We start from the raw sequence: 19,730 nt of genomic DNA, 5'->3' as shown, positions 1-19,730 counted from the left end.
AGTGCCGTTAGGCCTGTCTGGCCAGCCGCTGCTCGGCTGCGGCGATGACGGGCAAGGTCTTCACGTAGGTGTCCGGGTTCAGCGAGATTGAATCTATGCCGCGGCCGATCAGGAATTCCGCAAGATCCGGATGGTTGCTGGGCCCCTGCCCGCAGATGCCAATCTTGATGCCCGCGGCGTGCGCCTTGTCGATGGCCTGGGCAATCATCGCGCTGACCGCGGGGTCCCTCTCATCGAACAGCCCGGCGAGCTGTTCGGAATCGCGGTCCACCCCCAGGACCAGTTGGGTCAGGTCGTTGGAGCCGATGGAGAACCCGTCGAAGCGCTCGGCGAACTGCTCGGCCAGCACTACATTCGAGGGTATTTCACACATCATGTAGAGCTGCAGCCCGGCACCGCCCCTCACCAGTCCTTGGCCGGCCATCGCTTCGATGACCAGGTCCGCTTCCCGGACGGTCCGGCAGAACGGGACCATAACGATGATGTTGGCGAAGCCCACCTCCTCGCGTACCCGTTTGAGGGCTTTGCATTCGAGGGCGAAGCCTTCCCGGTAGTGATCGCTGTAGTAGCGCGAGGCTCCGCGGAAGCCCAGCATGGGGTTCTCTTCCGGACGTTCAAAAAACCCGCCGCCAACCAGGTGGCTGTACTCGTTGCTCTTGAAATCGCTGAGCCGGACGATCACCGGTTTTGGGTGGAAGGGCGCCGCTATTTTGGCGATCCCGGTGGCCAGCACGTCAACAAAATACTCCGTCGGGTCGCTGTAGCCGCTGGTGAGCTTCCGGATGAGCGCAGCTTCCTCCGGGTCCGTCACCCTTTCAGGGTGGACCAGTGCCATGGGATGGATGCGGATGAGGTTGTTGATGATGAATTCCATCCTCGCGAGGCCCACTCCCGCCGCCGGCAGCCGCCACCACTTGAAGGCTGCGGCAGGACTGCCGATGTTCACCATCACGTCAGTGCCGGTGGCCGGAAGGGCCTCGAGGTCCACTTCTTCCACGCCAAACTCCAGCAGCCCCTCATAGACGCGGCCTTCCTCGCCTTCTGCGCAGGACAGAGTGATGGGGGCACCATCAGGCACGGCTTCCGTTGCGTTCCGGGTTCCGACGACGGCGGGCACGCCGAGTTCCCGGCTGACGATCGCTGCGTGGCTGGTTGGGCCGCCGTGGTCAGTGACGATGCCGGCTGCCCGCTTCATGACCGGGACCCAGTCCGGGTCCGTCATCCTGGTCACCAGCACGGACCCGTCCTTGAAGGATTCGATGTCCTTGGCGTCCCGGATGACGCAGGCCTGCCCGCCGGCGATGGCATCCCCAATCGCGGCCCCCGCGGTCAGCAGCCTGCCCTGCTGCCGGAGATGGTACGTCCGGAAGGAGGTGCTGCTGCGCTGGGCCTGCACCGTTTCCGGCCTCGCCTGCACCATGAACAGTTCGCCCGTCACGCCGTCTTTGGCCCACTCCATGTCCATGGGCCGCCCATAGTGGTCTTCCACGGCTTTGGCCCAGCGCGCCAGTAGAACCACTTCGTCATCGGACAGCACCAGGGACTCCTGCTCCCGTTCGGTGGTCTCCACCAGCCGGGTCCGCGCGTTGCCCCCGTGGCTGTAGACCATTTTGCGTTCCTTGGCGCCCCGTTCCCTCTCGATCACTGGGCTGAAGCGCTCGTCTGCGAGCAGCGGCTTGAACACCTGGTATTTGTCCGGATTGATGGTCCCCTGGACAACGGTCTCCCCGAGGCCCCACGCCGCGCTGATGAGCACGGCCTCCGGGAAGCCGGATTCGGTGTCGATGGAGAACATGACCCCGGAGGCGCCGAGGTCCGAGCGGACCATGCGCTGGACGCCCACGGACAGGGCCACGTCGAGGTGGTCGTAGCCCTTCATTTCGCGGTAGCTGATGGCCCTGTCAGTGAACAGCGAGGCATAGCAGTTCCGGCACGCCTCGAGGACGGCCCGCTCCCCTGCCACATTAAGGAATGTCTCCTGCTGGCCCGCGAAGCTGGCGTCCGGCAGGTCCTCGGCTGTGGCGCTGCTGCGGACTGCAACGGACACCTCCGGCTGGCCCGCCCGGCGGGAAAGGAGCCGGTAGCGCTCCTGGATCGCCTCTCCGATGCTGTCCGGGAACGTAGCTGACAGGAACAGCTCCCGGATTGCCGCCCCCGCCTGGCGCAGCGTTGCGCGTCCGGCCCGGTACTCCTCGATGTACGTCCTGATGCGCGGCTCCAGGGCGTTCGAAGCCAGGAAGGCGCGGTAGGCGCCGGCGGTGGTGGCAAACCCGTCGGGAACCCTCACGCCGGCGGACTGCAGGGAGCGGCTCAACTCGCCCAAAGACGCGTTTTTTCCTCCCACGGACGCGATGTCCCCGATCCCGGTGTCCTCGAACCACTTGACGTGGACATCGGCCGGGGACGTTGCGGGAGCAGTCATGCCTTGATTCTGGGCCGTGCCCCGGAGGCTATGCAGAGTCTTTGGTCCCGAGCAGCCGCATGTCCAAGGACACCCCCGCCCAACCCCGTAGGGACAGGACCACGGGCCGGGGTTCCTGGGTGCTGCTCACCGGACGCTGCGGCCCCTGAAGCCCTTATAGGCCCAGTCCACCACCAGGACGGCCGGTACGGCCAGGGCGGCAACCAACAACCCGGACGCCGGCGGCGGGGCCTGGCCCAGCAGGGCGGCGAGCTGCGGCAGGTACAGGCAGGCTGCAAGCACGGCCAGTTCAGCCAGGACAGCCCACGCGAGGAGCTTGTTCGAACCCCACCCCAGCCTCCACGGCGGCACGGTGGCACTCCGGCAGGCGTAGGCGTTGGCCAGCTGGCCCAGGACCACCGCTGTGAAGGCAGCCCCCGACGCCGCCATGAGGAGCCCGGGATCCGGCGCCTCGCCCCGGGTCCAGCCGCCGCCGAAGAGCACAACGGAGAACGCGGTCATTTCAACAAGGGCCTCCACCGGGCCCAGCACGCAGAAGACCCGCACCATCAGCTGCCGGTCCATCAGGTGCCGGCGCTCCGGCGGCCGGGACAGCACCCGTTTGCCGGGCGGCTCGGCACCCAGGGCCAGGGCAGGCAGCAGGTCGGTACCGATGTCCAGGGCAAGGATCTGCAGGACGCCCAGCGCAAGCGGGAACTGGCCGCCCGAGAGGGCCCAGACCACAAAGGGCGTCAGCTCCGCCACATTATCGGTGAGGTGGTAGGTCAGGAACCGGTGGATGTTCGAGTAGGTGGCCCTGCCCTGCTCGATAGCTGCCACGATCGTCGCGAAGTGGTCGTCAAGGAGCACCAGGTCAGCCGCTTCGCGCGCAACGTCGGTGCCGCTCAATCCCATGGCCACCCCGATGTCCGCCTCACGGAGGGCGGGCCCGTCGTTGACGCCGTCGCCCGTCATGGCCACCACATGGCCGCGGGACTGCAGGGCCTTGGCAACCCGGAGTTTCTGCTCTGGGGATACCCTGCTCACCACTACCCCGTCCCGGTCCAGGAGTGCCCCCAGCAGCTGTTCATCCCCGGGAAGGTCCGAGCCCTCCAGGACGAATTCCGGTACGCCCATAAGCCCAATCTCACGGGCAATTGCCGCTGCGGTGGCAGGATGGTCGCCGGTGATCATGGCCAGTTTGAGTCCGGCCTTGCGGGCCGTCCGGATGACGTCGCCCACGTCCGGCCGCGGCGGATCATGGAGCCCGATCAGTCCCAGCAGCTCCATGCCGCGTTCGACGTCCCCGGCGGGGCGGGACTCCCAGTCGGCGGACGGCCCATTGAGCCGCCTCCGCGCCACGGCGATAACACGGAGTCCGCGGGAGGCCATCAGCTGGACCTGGTCAGCCACCGGACCGTCGACGTCGCTGCACAGCGGAAGGACGGCCTCGGGGGCGCCCTTGCAGAAAAGCTCGTGCCCCACGATCGCCGACTCCCGCCGTCGTGAAGGGTCAAAGGCGAAGCGGCGCGAAGGCGCCATGCGGGCACCTGCCACGCCCAGTCGCCGCGCGAGCACGTCGATGGCGGCTTCCATGGGGTCACCCAATGCCCGCCATTGCCCGTCATGCAGTTCGGCCCGCCCCTGAGAGGCGGCGAGCGCCGCGAGCGCCGTTTCCGCGGCTCTCTCCTGCCCGTCCCCTTGGACGGTGCCCTCCGGGTTGTACCCCTCGCCCGCTATGCGGACCGACCCGCCGGACGTGAAGACCTCGACGGCGTTCATCCGGTTCTGGGTGAGGGTTCCGGTCTTGTCGGTGCAGATGAAGGTGGTGGAACCGAGGGTTTCCACGGCTTCGAGGTTGCGGACCAGTGCGTTGCGGGAGGCCATGCGCTGCGCCCCCATCGCCAGCGACAGCGTCACCGTGGGCAGCAGGCCCTCGGGGACAAGCGCGACGGCGACGCCGATGGCGAACAGGAAGGAATCGCGCCATTCGATCCCCACCAGCAGGGACACCAGGAAAAACAGGGCGGCGATGGCCAGGGCAACTGATGCCACCACCCGGACAATCCGGCGCAGTTCCAGGGACAGCGGCGTGGGCGGGGGAACTGCGCCGCTGGTGAGGGCGGAGATCCCGGCCAGCCGTGTCCGGGCACCGGTGGCCGTGACAGTGGCCTCGGCGTCGCCGTTGACCAGGAATGTGCCGGCCCAGGCGGAGTCACCGGCCGTTTTAGGTACCGGATCGCTTTCGCCGGTCAGCATCGACTCGTCCACAGCGCAGGCTTGTGCCGTGGCCAGGACGACGTCCGCGGGGATGCGGTCACCGGCCGTCAGGAGCACGGCGTCGGAGACCACGAGTTCGCTGGCGTGGACTTTCCGGACGCGTCCGTCCCGCCGCACCATGACGTCAGCCGGCAGCAGCCCGCGCAGCCTGGCCGCGGCGTGCTGGGCCCGTTCCTGCTGGATATGGGCAAAAACCCCGTTGACAAGAACGACGACGATGATCGCCACGCCCAGTTGCGGCAGGTCCGCGAGGAAGGCCAGGGCTGCCGCGAACCACAGCATGAGGGCAAAGAAGTGCGTCAGCTCCCCCCAGAGTTTCCGCCACTGCGGTACGGGCTCCTCGGCAGGGAGAAGGTTCGGCCCTGCCTGCTTCAGGAGTTCTGCAGCCTGGCCCGAGGTCAGGCCCGCCGCCGTCATGGCACGTCGTCCGCCTCCTGGCCCACCAGGAGCACCGGGCACGCGGAATGCGCTGCGCAGGCCTTGCTGACCGATCCCATGGACGTGCCGAGGAATCCGCCCTCACCGTGCCGGCCGACAACCAGCAGCTGCGCCCGCCGGCTCTCTTCCACGAGGACTTTGCCGGGCGGCCCGAACTTGACGGTGACGTCGATGTTCTGCGGCCGGTCCCCGGTGAATGCCCGTCCCAGGGCGTCCTCCACCAGGCGGCTGGCGGTGTCCTCCAGCCTTGCCGTCAAGGGATGCTCGGCGTTTTCGAGGTGGGCCACCACCAGGTAATCGGGCATGCCGATGCAGGTGATGACTTCCAGACGCGCACCCAGGCGTGCGGCGAGGGTTCCGGCGTACCGCAGGGCGGCGGAAGAATATTCGGAACCGTCGACGCCCACGATCACAGGCTTGGACACTGTTTCTGCGTTCATACCCACCACATTCGCCACTGCCGGCGAAGTGCGGAAGGGCCGAAGGTCATGCCGGGACCTGCCGGATCAGCCCCGGCCCCAGGGTTTCCGCGGCCGGGCCCCGTGCAGCGCCCTCAGCCCGTTCAGGATGGTGGCAAGATCCACGAGTTCCTGCAGGAGGGCACCGGTGACTGCAGGAATGTAGCCAGTCATGGCCACGGCCATCAGGCCGATGCTCAGGCCTATTCCTGTCCAGATGCTCACCAGGGCCACCCCTACCGTGCGCTTCCCGATTTCGACCGCCACGGCCACCTTGGACAGGTCGTCGAGCATGATCACGACGTCCGCCGACTCACTGGCGGCGGTGGCACCTTTTGCCCCCATGGCGATGCCCACGTCCGCGGCTGCCAGGACGGGGGCGTCATTGACGCCGTCGCCCACCATGATGACGGGCCGCTCCCGCACGGCTGCCACCGCGTTGACCTTGTCCTCCGGCAGGCAGTCTGCCTGTACATGCCGGATGCCGGCCTCCTCGGCGATGTGGGCCGCAGTCCCGTGGGCGTCGCCGGTCAGCAGCATGGTGTGCCGGACCCCCAGCCGGTGCAGCCGGGCGAGGGTCTCGCCTGCGTCGGTGCGCAGCGGGTCTTTCATGATCAGGGCTCCGGCATAGCTCCCATTGACGGCGACATAGATGGCCAGTTGGCCGCTCTGCAGGGCAGCTTCCCGGAAGCCCGCGGATGAGTCCCGGACCAGCCCCGCCTTGCCCACCACCACAGTGTCCCCGCCGCATACTGCTTCCACGCCCTGGGTGGCATGTTCGGTGGCCCGGGTGACGGGAAGGAGCTCAAGGTTGCGCTGGGCGGCGGCTTCGATGACCGAGGCCGCCAGGACATGCGAGGAGTACTGCTCGGCTGAGGCGGCGAGCTGCAGGATCCGCCCGGCGCCCATCGCAGCACGTGGGCCTGTTTCCTGGTCCTGGGCAACCTGGACCGTGTCCAGGACGGGCCGTCCGGAGGTCAGCGTTCCAGTCTTGTCGAAGATCGCCGTCCTGGCTTTGGCCAGCTGCTCAAGGGTCCCGGAGTTCTTGATGATGATGCCCCTGTGGGCTGCCTGGCTGGTGCCGGCGAGGAACGCCACGGGCGCGGCGATCAGGAGCGGGCAGGGTGTTGCCACCACCAGGACCTGGGCGATGCGCACGGGATCCCCGGACAGGGCCCAGGCAGTTCCGGCCATGAGGATCGCCAGCGCGGTAAAGGGAACTGCGTACCGGTCGGCCAGGCGGACCACCGGGGCCCGGCTGGACGCCGCCTCCTCCACCAGGGCGATGATGCGGCTGTACTGCGAATCTTTGGCTGTGGCGGCCGCCCGCATCCTGATGGCCGTCTCGCCGTTGACGGAGCCGCTGAGCAGGAGGTCCCCCCGGACCCGCTCCACGGGCAGGCTCTCCCCCGTCAGCGACGATTCATCCAGGCTTGCGGCGTCGGACAGGAGCTCCCCGTCCACCGGGACCAGCTCGGAGGGGCGCACCACCAGCACGTCGCCGGGGACCACCTCGCCCACGGGTGTTTCTTCCAGGACTGATCCGGCAGCCTCGCGGTGGGCGAAGCGGGGAGCCCTGTCCAGCAGGGACTTCAGTTCACGCGCTGCCCGTCCCTGGGCGAAGATTTCGAGCGCTTCCCCGCCGGACAGCATGAGGATCACCACAAGGGCGGCAAGGTACTCACCCACCCACACGGTGCTGGCAATCGCCATCAGCGCCAGGACGTCGATCCCCCAGCGGCCCTCGCGGAGCGAGCGGAACATCGCCACCGCACGGATGGCGGCGACGACGGCGGCGTAAACGGACGCGCCGAGCCGGGCGGGCTGTTCCAGTCCGGACTGCAGCATGATCCCGGTGACGGCGAGCATCAGGCATGTCAGCGCCACCAGGGGGTACTGACGGATCAGCGCTGAGGCCCGGACCGGGAGCGACGTGCCGGATTCATCGGGGCCGGCCTTCGGCTGCGGCGGTACGGGGGTGCCGGGCGGGGCTGCCGGCTTTCCCTCAGGCAAGGCCCGCCCGCGTCGGAACTTCCAGATGGCTCCACCAGGTCAGCGGGGAGGCGACGGTGAAGCGCCGGCCGCTTACCGCCGTCGGAATGATCCGCACGAAGTGGTCCTTGTGGCCCGCCTGCCAGGGGAACAGGGTGAGTCCCACACCGGCCATCAGCTCCGGTGAGGGTTCCAGGACCTCGGCGTGGCCCTTCAGCTGGACGCTCCAGGCGGTTCGTTTATCCTGGTCAGTGCCGTCCGCTTCAAGGGCGACGGCGGTGGGCTGGGACGCGGCGTGGAGCTTTGTCCCTTCTCCGGTGCGGAAGACCACCGAGCCATGGTCCACCTTGTAGTTCACGGGAAAGATCTCCGGATGGCCGTCCACCAGGACGGCCAGGTGGCCCACCGAAACCGCGCGCAGGAGATCCCAGCAGTCGTTGGCGGCCAGGACTTCCACTGCGGATGGGCCGTCCCGTTCCGGTGAGTTATTGCGCATACAGCTGAAAATACTGCCGCCAAGCCGGGCCCGCTAGGGCATTAAGGCCCGGCCCCGCCTGGAGGCGGCCAGGGGTCCGGCGGGCAGGTCAAAGGTCTTTGGGCCCTGTTAGGGAAATGACCAGCAGCTTAGGATCTCGGCATGACCGACAAGAAAATCGCCCCTGACGCAGAAATTCTCGACTCCGATGAGTGCTGGAGACTGCTGGAACAAACGAGTATTGGACGGCTTGGCGTCGTCGTCGACGGACAGCCAGACGTGTTCCCGGTGAGTTTCAAGCGTGACGGCGAGGGCCTGGTCTTCCGGACGGGCAGCGGAACAAAGCTGCAGGCCATTGAGGCGAACTCGATGGTTGCCCTGGAGGCGGACAGCGTGAGTGCCGAGTTTGGCCTGGCCTGGAGTGTTGTGGTCAAGGGCGAGGCTGTCCAGGACGACGCCGCGTCCCCCGCCCTGAACGAGACACGCCGGGGGCTCTTTCCCTGGCAGGGCGTTGGGCAGGACCACCTCATCAGGATCATTCCGCAGTCGGTGACGGGCCGGAGGTTCACCCTGTCAGCCACCGGCACCTGGCAGACACCGTTGAACGAAGCCACCCGCGCAGGGCTCGAGTAGCCACAACCGCTCCGGTGCAAGGCGGCGAACCATGGACTGTTGACCGCTTTTTTGAGGGTGACGGCACTGCCCGGAACATCTACGAGGCGGCAGAACGCATGGCCTCCGGCATCGGACCCATGACGGTCCGTGTGTCCAAGAGCCAGGTCTCGTTCCGCCGCCGCAGGGGCTTTGCGTATCTGTGGCGCCCGGGCATGTACGTCAGGTCCATGGTTCCTGTTGTGCTGTCGTTGGCGCTTCCCCATGAGATCGGCTCGCCCCGCTTCAAGGAGACAGCGCACCCTGCCCCCGGGATCTGGATGCACCATCTTGAGCTCTTGGACAGCAGCCAACTCGACGGCGAGGTGGAGCAATGGATGCGCCAGGCATATGAGGATGCAGGCTGAGTGCGCGGGCCAAAACCGCCCCGCGGGCCGGACAGTTTAGAGTCCTAAGGCCCTGTCAGGCCCGGTGCCAACGGCGCAGGCTGGAGCTATGAATGACTCTGGCGCGCACCCCAGGAAAGTCCACCTCCCTGAGCAGCCGGTCGCCGTCGTGCGTGAACGCGTCCGGATGGACGCACTGACGGAATTCTTCGGCAGGGCCTTCGGGACGGTCATGGCAGCAGCCCAGAAACAGGGTGCGGCCCCCGCGGGCCCTCCTTTCGCGCTTTACCGGGGAAAGCCCGGCGAGACCGTTGACGTGGAAGCCGGCTTTCCCATGGCTGGGCACTTCAGTGACGCCGATGGAGTGGCCGGCGGGACGCTGCCGGAAACTGACGCCCTTGAGGCCATGCATACCGGGCCCTATGACACCCTGGAAAACACTTACAACGCGGTCCTTGGGCAGATGCAGGCGGAAGGCCTCACTCCGGGGGACATTATGTGGGAGTACTACCTGAGCGACCCCGAAACGGAACCCGACCCCGCAAAGTGGCAGACACGGGTCATTTGGCCCTTCGCGTGAGTGCCCGGGACCCAGGAGAAAGTGCCCAGGCGGACTAACTGCCGCCGCCGTCTGCCTGCCGCGGCGCACCAGGCTGCAGGACCCCGGGCTGCGGGACAGCAGGCTTCCCAAGCATCGCCCGGAGCTCCTCCAGCATTTCGAACTGCTGGATGTTAATGGCCATCAGCCGGTCCAGCTCTGACTTTGACTGCACGTCCGTTTCGTAGTCGTGGCGTGCCATCGCCGCCGCTATGGCGTCCTGGCGTTTGGCGGCAATCAGCAGGATGGCGCCCTGGAGTCCGGCAAGCATCGAGAGGAAAAGGTTGAGGAGTATGTAGGGATAGGGGTCCCAGGCTGCTGCTGCCAGGACGTACGTGTTGTACCCGGCCCACGCTGCCATGGCGGCGAGGAAGAGACCCACAAAAGACCAGCTGCCCATGCCGTTGCGGAGGACGTCAGCCGCCCGCTCACCCCGGCTCAGGCCCTCCTTGTGCCGCGCATGCCACGTACTTCTTCGCTCGCTCATGTGCCTAGGGTATGCGGCCTCCGCGGTCTCCGCTGGACCAATGCGCGGACAGACCCGCCGGCAGGATTGACCCCCGGCGAACCCCCACAACGGGACCTTGGCCCCTAATGGATCTGCCTCTTCCTCTGGCACCGTAGACAGAGGCCGGATGCAAGACCATCGAGGGAGAGCAAATTTATGGCGGGAACGTTCGAGCTGTTTGCCGATGAGGATTCGCGGATCAGGTTCAGGCTTGTCGCGCCGGACGGAACCGTGCTGGCGGTGTCCGGACAATACCCGGACAAATACCAGGCTGCCGCAGCCATCGAGGATGTCCGCGAGTGCGCCGGAACGGGTTTGATCAGCGACCTCGCTCCGGCACCCAACCTTGCAAGGACCAGGACGCCCAAGCGTCCGCACCACGTCCGCCCGCGCCTTGCCGGCAAGGCAAACTCACTCGGTGCCGCTTAGAAATCCGTTCGGCCAGTGACGGCGGACGTTCAGATGCAAAGGGCCCAGGTCCTGGGTGTCAAAGGCCTGGTCAAGCGCTATGGCGACCATACCGTCGTCGACGATGTCTCCTTCCATATCGGGGCCGGTGAAACGTACGGGCTGCTTGGTCCCAACGGCGCAGGCAAGACCACCATCATTTCCATGGTCTCCGGGCTGATTCCCGCCGACACGGGATCCATCGAAGTGGCCGGTTCGGCCATGACGCCGGCGAGCACTCGGCTGAAGAGCCACATCGGCCTGGTCCCCCAGGAACTTGCCATCTACCCGGACCTGACAGCGAAGGAGAACCTCCAGTTCTTCGGCCGGCTCCAGGGACTCAGTGGCCGGGACCTGAAGGCCCGCACCGGGGAGGTCCTTGACCTCATCGGCCTTGCGGACCGGGCGGGCGAGCAGACCAAGAAGTTTTCGGGCGGGATGAAGCGCCGGCTGAATATCGGCATCGGGCTGCTGCACCGGCCCGCGCTGCTGATCCTGGACGAACCAACAGTGGGGGTGGACCCCCAGTCCCGGAACTCGATTCTGGAATCGGTGGAGGCGCTTGCCACGGAGGGGATGGCGGTTCTCTATACCACCCATTACATGGAAGAGGCGGAACGGCTGTGCGACCGGATCGCCATCATCGACGAAGGGCGGATCCAGGCGGAGGGCACCAGGGGCGAACTGGTGGAGCTGACCGGCGGGGTGGACCGCATCGACCTGCACGGCAGCGGAAACACCGGTGCCGCTGCCTCGGCACTGCGGCGGCTTCCAGGGGTAAAGCATGTGGACGGCGGCGCGTCAGGTTTGACGCTCACGGTGCACAACGGCCCGGGCCTCCTGGCCCCCGTTGTGGCCGAAGCGGGCGGAGCGGGGATGGCGTTGTCCTCCGTGGAAATCGTCCGGCCCGACCTTGAATCCGTCTTCCTGCACCTGACCGGCAAAGCCCTGCGGGACTGACGTGCGCGGGCTGTGGACGATGGTCGCCAACGACCTCCGGCAGCGGATCCGCGACAAATCCGTCGTGATCTTCTCCCTCGTTGTCCCTCTCGCGCTCATGGGAGTCTTGAATCTTTCCTTCGGCGGCTTCGACAGCGGGAGCGTGGACCTCAAGCCCGCCGTCGTTATTGCAAGTTCTGAAGACAGCGGGCAGCTTGGCGACGCACTCCTCGAAGCGGTGGAGTCACTGCCCGTCATGGATGTGACCGTCAGGAAGGTCACTGCCGGCGATGTCCGGCGGGAAACGAAAACCACGGGGGCCGATCTGGGCATCATCCTCCCGGCTGACTTTACGACGGCGGTGACGTCCGGGCAGGCGCTCTCAGTCCAGGTCGTCGAAGGGGATGCGGCCGGCATTGAAACCGACGTCCTGATTTCCGTGGTGGACGCGCTCCTGGGGCAGTTCGCGGCAGGCACCGTGGCTGCCGAGGCGGGCGGAAGTGCCGGACTCCCCCACGATGTCCTGGGCGGACTTGCCCAGCAGGCTGCGGCCGGGACGCCTGCCCTGACCTTGTCGGAAGGCCAGGCGTCCGCTGAGCAGCTGTCACTCAAGGGAACGCTGGTGGCGGGGCAAACCGGGCTCTTCCTGCTCTTCACCGTCGGCTTCGGGGTCCTGGGGCTGCTGGCCGAACGGGAGAAGGGCACACTGTCCAGGCTGCAATCCACCCCTGTGGCTCCGGGCACGATTATCACGGCCAAGGCCCTCGTCGGATTCATTCTTGGCGTGGTGGCTACTGCGATACTGCTGGCTGCAGGAAGCATACTGTTCGGCGTCTCCTTCGGTTCACCGGCGGTGGTGGCGCTCCTGGTCCTGGCTGTGGCCGCGGCGGCCACGAGCCTGACGTTCATCGTTGCCCGCCTCGTCCGCAGCGCCGAACAGGCCAACATCGCCCAGTCCATCCTGGCCATGGTGCTGGGTATCGCCGGCGGCGCCTTCTTCCCGATTGAAGCCTCGGGGTTCCTGGCCACGCTGATGGACCTGAACCCGATTGCCGCCTTCATCCGCGGCCTTGGCATCACAGCTGGCGGAGGCGGAGTGACGGACGTAGCGGTCCCCCTTACCGTGATGCTGGGGTTCGCCACCGTGGCCACCCTGGCATCCCGAGCGCTCCCGGACAGGGGTGCCCGCGCATGAAAAGCATCCTTGGAATCGCCGTCGTCGAAGTCAGGCTCTTCCTGCGGGACAGGTCCAATATCTTCTTTGTCTTCATCTTTCCCCTCCTGCTGATCCTGCTGCTGGGCTCCCAGTTCGGTGCCAACAGCGGCCAGGCACGCGTTGTCCTGTCCGGTGGTTCAGGCACAGAGTTGGCGAAGGTCCTCTCGGAGCAATTGAAGGAAGACGGTGTCCAGGTGTCCTCCGCCGGAGCCGGGGCGGCGCGCGACCAGCTCAGCCGGGGAAGGGCTGATGTCGGAATCTTCATCAGCGACGACGACTCCGCGGCTTTCGCGTCCGGCCAGCCGGCGGACCTTGAGGTGCTGACTGCGTCGCAGTCAGCCGCACAGGCCGTGCTCCAGGAGGTGCGGGCCTCCGTCCAGGCCGTCAGCACGGAACGAAGGCAACAGTCCCTTCTCGAATCGGCAGGAGTGGGCGCGACGGAAGCTGCAACAGCGTTGAAGCAGGCGAAGGAATCTGTGCAACAGCCCCAGGTGGTGCTGGTGGACACTAACGACGTCACCCAGGTCTTCCAGGGGCTGGGCCGGTTCGACCTGGGTGCCGCGCAGCAGCTCCTGCTGTTTGTCTTCCTGAGCTCCCTCACGGGTGCCGCCACCATGATCAAGGCCCGGCGTTTAGGAGTCATAGCGCGCGTCATGGCGGGCCCCGTTGCAAGCTGGCAGGCGCTCGCAGGCCAGGCGCTGGGACGGTTTGGCATTGCGGCCGTCCAGGGCGGTTACATCATGCTGGGAACGGCGCTGCTGTTCGGCGTTGACTGGGGAAATCCCCTGCTGGCGGGGTTGGTTTTGGCGTTCTTCTGCGCGGTCTCGGCCGCGGCAGCGATGGTAATCGGCTCGCTGATGGATAACGACGCCGCCGCGTCCGGCGTGGGGGTGGGACTGGGTTTGGTGCTGGCTGGGTTGGGCGGCTCCATGGTGCCCCCGGAGTTCTTCTCCGAGACGCTGCAGGCTGTCTCCCGGGTGACGCCACACCGCTGGGCGTACGACGCTTTCGCGTATATCCAACGGCATGACGGCACCCTGGCGGATATCCTTCCGCAGCTCGGTGTCCTCGCCGCAATGGCGCTGGCACTGCTCGCGCTCGGGTCATTCCTGCTGCAACGGAGCCTCGGCCGGGCACTGTAGTTTCTGGTGCCTGGCCATTCCAGGGTGATGTCCGGGGGCTGATCCGGGCAGCTAGCCGGGACTAGAAACTGGATGAGCTGCCCGAACCGGAGAAGCTTCCGCCGCTGCTTCCATAACCGGTGGTGCTGCCGCCTCCGCCCCGGGCGGAGCTGACGCCGCTGACTCCCGTGTTGAGGCCGGAGTTGAAGGTGGCCACGGAAAAGAAGTTGTAGGACGGGTACACGGTGCCCAGGATGCTGGGCTCGTAGCTGCGCCGCCTTTTGTGGTTGAGTCCGTCCTGGGCCGCCTGCATCTCCTTGCGCATCAGCTGCGCCTCTCGTTCGTTCTTCGCGAATCCCTCGATGACTGTTTGGGCATGGTTTTCCAGGAGCACGGCCAGCCGGGACCGGGCGTCGTAGAGGCGGTCGAGCGCCTTTTCGGGGCTGGTCTTTGCTTCGGCCAGTTCCGCCGTCCAGCGTTCGATATCCCGGTGGCTCTGGTCCCGGAAGGACCGCAGGGCCGCCGCGGTGGCAGAGTCCCCCTGCCCGTGGCGCTTGGTAAGGAGTTGCTCCAGCCCTGCGAGATCCTTGCGGAAGGGGGCGAGTTGGCGGTCCCACGCCGCAGGCCACGTGCCGGCCCTGTTGAGGAGGGCGTTGGTGTCGGCGATGACATCGTCCAGCGCGTCGAGCTCGGAGGCCGCGTCTGCGTATTCCCGGGCGAGCTTGAGGTGCCTTCGGCGGCCCAGGTCGCGCCTGGACAGCGCATGCACCTTGTTTGAGAGCTGGCTGGCGGTGTTGTACCGGTTGAGGAAAGTGCGGTGCTTCTCGAGGACGTGGCCTCCGTACCGGGAGGCCTCGGGGATGGTGCCCGCGTTCAGCTCTGTCACCTCAAGGTCCATGCTGACGCTGGCGTAGCTTTGGTCACCGCGCTCAATCTCTTTACGGCTGGAGGATCTGGTGACGGCCCGCACAGTGATCCAGGCTGCCGCGCCCAGGGCTGCAGTTCCGGCGGTTACCCAGGCGGTGATCAGGAACGCCGCGGACAGGTACCACGGCTGGTTGATGAGCTCGGCTCCGCGGCGTACGCCTGCAATTGTTCCGTCCGTCCACTGCGCGTCACGGAAGAGATCCTTGGCGGCGTCCTGGATGTCGCTCCGTTGTTCAAGGGACACCTTCCGGTCTTCGCCCATGTAGGTCCCAACATGGCGGCCTATGGGGTCAAGGGCGAAGATAAACATCCCGTCTGCCCATTTCTGCCCGTCCGGGCTGATCCATTCCGGATGCCCGCTCCGGGCAAACCTGAGGACTTCTTCGTTGAGGTTGTCCTCGGTGCTGCCGTTGTACGTGTAGATGACAACCCTCGTGGGCTCGTAAAACTCGATCCCCTCAAGGGCCGGAATCAGCTTGTTCTGGTCCAGCACCCCCGCCGTGTCCTGGACTTCCACAGACAAGGGCGGATCAGCGAAAGCGGCGGCTGATCCGGCCGGCAGCAGCGCCGCCAGGACCAGCAGCAGGCCCACGAGCCTGTGCACTGCGGTGTTCATCTGCGTCACCCGGCTGCTCCCATACCCATTCAGACAGCATTCCATCCGTTATCGGAGGGAAGCACCACGCCGTTGATGTTGGTGCCGTCCCTGCTGAGAAGGAAGGTGATCCCGGCGGCGACTTCCCCGGCTTCCGCGATGGGCGGCACATTTGCCTGGAGCAGGGTGCCAAGGACCTCCGCGCCAAGCTGGGACTTGAATTCTGCGTGGATGTTGGTCCTGGTGCCGCCGGGGGCTACTGCATTGACCCGGATCCCGCGGCGGCCGTACATGACTGCTGAGCTGCGGGTCAGGCCGATCAGGGCATGTTTGGAGACGGTGTAGGCAGCACCTGCCGCCGACCCGCGCAGGCCCGCTTCGGAGGAGACGTTCACTATCGAGCCGTACCCCGCCGTCAGCATCACCGGCACCACGGCCCTTGTAAGGCGCATGACGGCAGTCAGGTTGACCTCCAGCACCCGCTCCCACGTGTCGTCGTCGAGCTCATGCACGGGCTGGAAGCTATCCATGATGCCTGCCACGTTGGCCAGCGCGTCGATGCGTCCACCAGCCGCAGACACCACCCTCTGCACCACGTCCTCTTTGCTGATGTCGCCGGCCACGGGTACGAAACCGAGCTCCGCGTATTCGACCACCAGTTCTTCCAGCCGTTCCTCGCCCACGTCGGTGGCAACCACCCTGCCCCCTTCGCGGGCAACGCGCAGGGCAGTTGCACGTCCTATCCCGGATGCGGCGCCGGTGACGATGACGGTCTGGCCCTCGAACCGGCCCGGCGTGACATTTTCCTGCCACACAGCCATGCGGTGCTCCTCAATCCTCAGCATGTGTTGCTTCCCGCTGCTGTGTGGTGCTCTGCTTGATTGAGCGGGTACACAGGAACCCACGCCACCAGCTTGCAGTCCCAGAAGAAGCAACCACAGGGCCGAAAGTCCCCTGACCAGGAGCGCAGACGCTATGCAGGATTCAAGGTCCATCGTTGCCGGCTATGACGGTTCGGCTGAAGCTGCAACCGCAATCAACTGGGCGGCGGAACAGGCGCAGCTGCGCAATCGCTCCCTTCTTGTGGTCCACTGCTCCATCTGGCCGCTGCTGACCAGGAACCTCGGCCCGGTTCCTGGAGTTGCGGACAGCGGGCTGGAACGGGCGGCGCAGGCAATTCTGGACGAGGGCATCAGCCGTGCCGAAGCGGCGGCACCCGGTCTGAAGGTTGAAGGCACCCTGTTGCATGGATTGCCCGCATCGTATCTTGCCGAGATCTCTTCCGGGGAGGAGATGATCGTCGTCGGCAGCCGGGGCCTGGGCGGGTTCCTGGGACTCCTGGTGGGATCCGTAAGCCTGGAGCTGGCGGCCACCGCAACGTGCCCGGTAGCAGTGATAAGGCCTGATCTCCACCCCGGCGGGCCCGTCGTCGTCGCGGTGGACGGAACGGGGTCCCCCACGGCGCTTGAGGACGCCTGTGAACTCGCCTCTGCCTGGCAGGCGGGCCTCACCGTCGTCCATGTCCGCCACACGCCGCCCGGGTACGGGCATCGCGGGATGCCTGACGCCGAGGCTGCCGCCAGGGAGGTCCTCAGTTCCACCCTCGGCCGTGTCCGCACCCTCGCCCCGGCTGTTGCAGTGGACGGAAAGGTGCTCTCCGATACGTCGGTCGCCCATGCCATCCTCAAAGCGTCGGAGGGTGCACGAATGCTGGTTGTGGGCACCAAGGGCCAAGGGCTCCTCAGGGAGACGATAGGTTCCACCGCCCATGCTGTCCTGCACCACGCACGTGGCCCGGTCCTCATCTCACGCCGCGGCACAACCGCCCGCATCAGGGGGGAACAATAAGGCCGCTGGAGCTGATGGCTCGGCCTTGGTAGCTGCAACCCATGGCCATCAAATTCGAGAACGTCGGCATCGCCGTCCGCGACATCGAAGCAGCAATCGCCTTCTTTACCGACCTCGGGCTCACGGTCGTCGGCCGCGATACGGTCAGCGGCGAGTGGACGGATACTGTGGTCGGGCTTGATGGCAACCATGCCAGGATTGCCATGCTCCAGACCCCGGACGGCCACGGTCAACTTGAGCTCTTCGAATACATCCACCCCGAAGCGAACCAGACAGATCCAACCCGGCCCAACGACATTGGCAAGCACCGCGTGGCCTTCTCGGTGGACAACCTGGACACAGCACTTGAGGTAGCCGCGAAGCACGGATGCCGTCCGCTGCGCGGCGTGGCGACCTACGGCGACGCGTACAAGCTCACATACCTCCGCGGCCCCAGCGGAATCATTGTGATGCCCGCCGAGAAACTGCAGAAAGACTGACACCCATGGACGGCAGAATCCTGGCCACCGGGACCTAGGACCCTTATCGATCCCGGCCCCCTCCTCCATCCTTGAGGTTGACGCAGCAGTCCGGAATCAACCCGATCGCCGACCAACAAGGAGCAGTCATGAAGGCCATTGTCTACGGCGGGCCCGGGAAAAAATCCTGGACCGATGTGCCGGACCCGTCGATCATCAATCCAAGCGACGCCATCGTCAAGGTGGACACCACCACCATCTGCGGAACAGACCTGCACATCCTCAAGGGTGATGTCCCTGCAGTCCAGGAGGGACGGATCCTGGGCCACGAAGGCGTGGGAACCATCACCGAAGTGGGGGCCTCCGTCACCACACTGAAACCCGGCGACAGGGTGATCATTTCCTGCATCAAGTCCTGCGGCCACTGCGCCAACTGCAAGACCGGGCTCTATTCCCATTGCCTCGGGGACGAAGGCGCATCAGGAATCGGGTGGGTCTTTGGCCACCTCATCGACGGCACCCAAGCAGAATACGTCCGCGTTCCCTATGCGGAAAACTCCCTACATCTCCTCCCCGAGGGGGTCACGGACGAACAGGCCGTCATGCTCTCGGACATCCTCCCCACAGGCTTCGAAATCGGGGTCCAGTACGGCCGCGTGAAGCCCGGGGACACGGTGGCTGTGGTGGGAGCGGGCCCGGTGGGACTGGCCGCGATTGCCACGGCGGGGCTCTACGGGGCGGCCACCATCATCGCCATAGACCTTGACCAAAACCGCCTGGAGCAATCCCGCGCGTTCGGGGCCACCCACGTTGTGCGGTCCGGTGATTCCGACTGGAAGGACCAAGTGCTGTCCCGTACGGACGGGCAGGGCGTGGACGTTGCCATTGAGGCCGTGGGCGTTCCGGCAACCTTTGGCATGTGCACCGAGATCGTCAGGCCCGGTGGCACAGTTGCCAACGTTGGCGTGCACGGCAAACCGGTGGAACTGCACCTGGAGAACCTCTGGATCCAGAACATCAACATCAGCATGGGCCTGGTAAACGCCAACACAACGCCCATGCTGCTGAAACTTGTTGCGCAGAAGAAACTGCCCGCAGAAAAGTTCGCCACACACCATTTCCGCTTCGACCAGTTCATGGACGCGTACGACACTTTCGCCCGGGCCGCGGAGACCAACGCACTGAAAGTGGTCATCACCGCCTGATGGTCGCGTCCTGATGGGCACGGCGCGGCGGCAGCCGCCCGGCTGACAGCCCCGCCGCGGCCTATGCTGGTCCAGTGACCCCTGCTCCCTCCCCAAGCCCGCTCGACGTCGTCGTCCATTCGGGACCGGCTGACTGGTGGGTCATCCTCGCCGGCCTGGGTCCCCTGGCGGTCCTCATCGCTGCCCTGCTGGCCTTCTACATCAATTGGCGCACGCTTAAACAGCGCACTGCTGCCGATGCCACTGCGCTGGAGCAGAAGCGGGAAGCGGACGCCCATGCACTGCTGCAAAAGACCGAAGCTGACAGCCGCGCGGAATGGTGGCGCCGGACGCAGTGGGCGCTGGACCGGGCACTGGACCAGGACGAAGGAACGAAAGCCCTGGGGCTGGCAACCCTGGAAGTCCTGGCACGCAGCGAGCTCGCCCGCAACGAAGAGCTTGAGTTGTTCGACATCGCCTGGAAAAGCGTGTGGGGCGATGAAAACGCGGACGACGACGGGCAGGGCACCGAGGCTGGCCAGGACACGGTGTTCGTGGACGCCGATGGCAACATAGGCGAGAATGGAACTACGGGTGAAGACACTACCAAGGAGGTTGGACCATGAGCGCAGCATCGTCCGAACACCGGTTCGTCCATCCTCCGCGGAGCGCAGCCGCCAAGCCGGCCCCGAAGAAAGCCACCCCTGCCGAGCATCGTGTCCAGGTGGCTGCTGCCAGGCTGCGCGTCACGCTCGACCAGCGGCTCGGCCGCGAAACCCCGCCCAGGACCAAGGCGCTGGCCAAGGAACCCATCTAGGTTCCCTTCTGCAGGCTGTGAAGGCCAACG

20 protein-coding genes are annotated in these 19,730 nt (G+C 66.1%); 12 read left to right on the top strand and 8 right to left on the bottom strand.

The window, feature by feature from the left end; translation table 11 throughout:
* Nucleotides 1-7: 7 nt before the first annotated feature.
* The 5 genes from ppsA to IEX43_RS01570 all read right to left on the bottom strand — a co-directional run bounded on the left by ppsA (nt 8) and on the right by IEX43_RS01570 (nt 8,065).
* Nucleotides 8-2,422 (bottom strand): phosphoenolpyruvate synthase, encoded by a 2,415-nt coding sequence (gene ppsA / locus IEX43_RS01590; RefSeq protein ID WP_188808774.1) that lies wholly within the window; start codon nt 2,420-2,422, stop codon nt 8-10.
* 126 nt (nt 2,423-2,548) lie between these two features.
* Nucleotides 2,549-5,098, bottom strand: coding sequence for a cation-translocating P-type ATPase (locus tag IEX43_RS01585; protein WP_188808773.1), 2,550 nt, complete (start codon nt 5,096-5,098; stop codon nt 2,549-2,551).
* The gene (locus tag IEX43_RS01580) at nt 5,095-5,559 is read right to left on the bottom strand and encodes a universal stress protein (protein ID WP_104186003.1); all 465 of its coding nucleotides are present in this window, start codon (nt 5,557-5,559) and stop codon (nt 5,095-5,097) included. Before IEX43_RS01580 ends, IEX43_RS01585 begins: the two co-directional genes overlap by 4 nt.
* 66 nt (nt 5,560-5,625) lie before the next feature.
* Nucleotides 5,626-7,446 (bottom strand): heavy metal translocating P-type ATPase, encoded by a 1,821-nt coding sequence (locus IEX43_RS01575; protein ID WP_188809049.1) that lies wholly within the window; start codon nt 7,444-7,446, stop codon nt 5,626-5,628.
* 136 nt (nt 7,447-7,582) lie between these two features.
* On the bottom strand, nt 7,583-8,065 hold the full coding sequence (locus tag IEX43_RS01570) for a pyridoxamine 5'-phosphate oxidase family protein (RefSeq protein ID WP_188808772.1): 483 nt from the start codon (nt 8,063-8,065) through the stop codon (nt 7,583-7,585).
* Nucleotides 8,066-8,206: 141 nt separating this feature from the next.
* On the opposite strand from IEX43_RS01570, the gene IEX43_RS01565 reads away from it, so the two are divergent.
* The 3 genes from IEX43_RS01565 to IEX43_RS01555 all read left to right on the top strand — a co-directional run bounded on the left by IEX43_RS01565 (nt 8,207) and on the right by IEX43_RS01555 (nt 9,622).
* A complete protein-coding gene (locus IEX43_RS01565; RefSeq protein ID WP_188808771.1) occupies nt 8,207-8,677 on the top strand; it encodes a pyridoxamine 5'-phosphate oxidase family protein in 471 nt (156 codons plus the stop codon).
* Nucleotides 8,678-8,691: 14 nt separating this feature from the next.
* Nucleotides 8,692-9,063, top strand: a complete 372-nt coding sequence (locus IEX43_RS01560; RefSeq protein ID WP_229666256.1) for a DUF5655 domain-containing protein — start codon at nt 8,692-8,694, stop codon at nt 9,061-9,063.
* A gap of 88 nt (nt 9,064-9,151) precedes the next feature.
* The gene (locus tag IEX43_RS01555) at nt 9,152-9,622 is read left to right on the top strand and encodes a GyrI-like domain-containing protein (RefSeq protein WP_188808770.1); all 471 of its coding nucleotides are present in this window, start codon (nt 9,152-9,154) and stop codon (nt 9,620-9,622) included.
* A gap of 34 nt (nt 9,623-9,656) precedes the next feature.
* Here the strand turns inward: IEX43_RS01555 and IEX43_RS01550 are convergent, their stop codons facing one another.
* Nucleotides 9,657-10,127, bottom strand: a complete 471-nt coding sequence (locus IEX43_RS01550) for a DUF1003 domain-containing protein (RefSeq protein ID WP_188808769.1) — start codon at nt 10,125-10,127, stop codon at nt 9,657-9,659.
* 177 nt (nt 10,128-10,304) lie between these two features.
* Between IEX43_RS01550 and IEX43_RS01545 the strand changes: the two genes are divergently transcribed.
* Genes IEX43_RS01545 through IEX43_RS01530 form a run of 4 tightly spaced genes read left to right on the top strand, consistent with a single transcriptional unit; the run spans nt 10,305 to nt 13,892 of the window.
* Nucleotides 10,305-10,577, top strand: coding sequence for a YegP family protein (locus tag IEX43_RS01545; RefSeq protein ID WP_188808768.1), 273 nt, complete (start codon nt 10,305-10,307; stop codon nt 10,575-10,577).
* A 15-nt stretch (nt 10,578-10,592) separates the two neighbouring features.
* Complete coding sequence (locus tag IEX43_RS01540; protein WP_188808767.1) at nt 10,593-11,555, top strand: ABC transporter ATP-binding protein; 963 nt, start codon at nt 10,593-10,595, stop codon at nt 11,553-11,555.
* Between the two features lie 19 nt (nt 11,556-11,574).
* Nucleotides 11,575-12,729: an ABC transporter permease gene (locus IEX43_RS01535; RefSeq protein WP_188808766.1), complete on the top strand. Its 1,155-nt coding sequence runs from the start codon at nt 11,575-11,577 to the stop codon at nt 12,727-12,729.
* On the top strand, nt 12,726-13,892 hold the full coding sequence (locus IEX43_RS01530) for an ABC transporter permease (protein WP_188808765.1): 1,167 nt from the start codon (nt 12,726-12,728) through the stop codon (nt 13,890-13,892). The genes IEX43_RS01535 and IEX43_RS01530 overlap by 4 nt, the downstream gene beginning before the upstream one ends.
* Before the next feature lie 61 nt (nt 13,893-13,953).
* Here IEX43_RS01530 and IEX43_RS01525 read toward each other — a convergent pair whose 3' ends face one another.
* A complete protein-coding gene (locus IEX43_RS01525) occupies nt 13,954-15,414 on the bottom strand; it encodes a DUF5129 domain-containing protein (RefSeq protein WP_188809047.1) in 1,461 nt (486 codons plus the stop codon).
* Between the two features lie 29 nt (nt 15,415-15,443).
* The gene (locus IEX43_RS01520) at nt 15,444-16,238 is read right to left on the bottom strand and encodes an SDR family NAD(P)-dependent oxidoreductase (protein ID WP_229666255.1); all 795 of its coding nucleotides are present in this window, start codon (nt 16,236-16,238) and stop codon (nt 15,444-15,446) included.
* Nucleotides 16,239-16,368: 130 nt separating this feature from the next.
* Here IEX43_RS01520 and IEX43_RS01515 point away from each other — a divergent pair, with 130 nt between their 5' ends.
* The 5 genes from IEX43_RS01515 (at nt 16,369) to IEX43_RS01495 (ending at nt 19,700) form a co-directional block, all read left to right on the top strand.
* A complete protein-coding gene (locus IEX43_RS01515) occupies nt 16,369-17,241 on the top strand; it encodes a universal stress protein (RefSeq protein WP_188808763.1) in 873 nt (290 codons plus the stop codon).
* Between the two features lie 41 nt (nt 17,242-17,282).
* Nucleotides 17,283-17,720, top strand: a complete 438-nt coding sequence (locus IEX43_RS01510) for a VOC family protein (protein WP_188808762.1) — start codon at nt 17,283-17,285, stop codon at nt 17,718-17,720.
* Between the two features lie 128 nt (nt 17,721-17,848).
* Nucleotides 17,849-18,904 carry a zinc-dependent alcohol dehydrogenase family protein gene (locus tag IEX43_RS01505; RefSeq protein WP_188808761.1) on the top strand — a complete coding sequence of 352 codons (1,056 nt, stop codon included), beginning with the start codon at nt 17,849-17,851 and terminating at the stop codon, nt 18,902-18,904.
* Nucleotides 18,905-18,978: 74 nt separating this feature from the next.
* Nucleotides 18,979-19,509, top strand: coding sequence for a hypothetical protein (locus tag IEX43_RS01500; RefSeq protein ID WP_188808760.1), 531 nt, complete (start codon nt 18,979-18,981; stop codon nt 19,507-19,509).
* Complete coding sequence (locus IEX43_RS01495) at nt 19,506-19,700, top strand: hypothetical protein (RefSeq protein ID WP_188808759.1); 195 nt, start codon at nt 19,506-19,508, stop codon at nt 19,698-19,700. Before IEX43_RS01500 ends, IEX43_RS01495 begins: the two co-directional genes overlap by 4 nt.
* The last annotated feature ends 30 nt before the right edge of the window (nt 19,701-19,730 follow it).

Origin of the sequence: Pseudarthrobacter polychromogenes (assembly GCF_014644495.1) — a bacterium.
GTDB classification, from domain to species: domain Bacteria; phylum Actinomycetota; class Actinomycetes; order Actinomycetales; family Micrococcaceae; genus Arthrobacter; species Arthrobacter polychromogenes.
The sequence above is the reverse complement of the archived record's forward strand: the minus strand, read 5'-3'. Positions and strand labels throughout refer to the sequence as shown.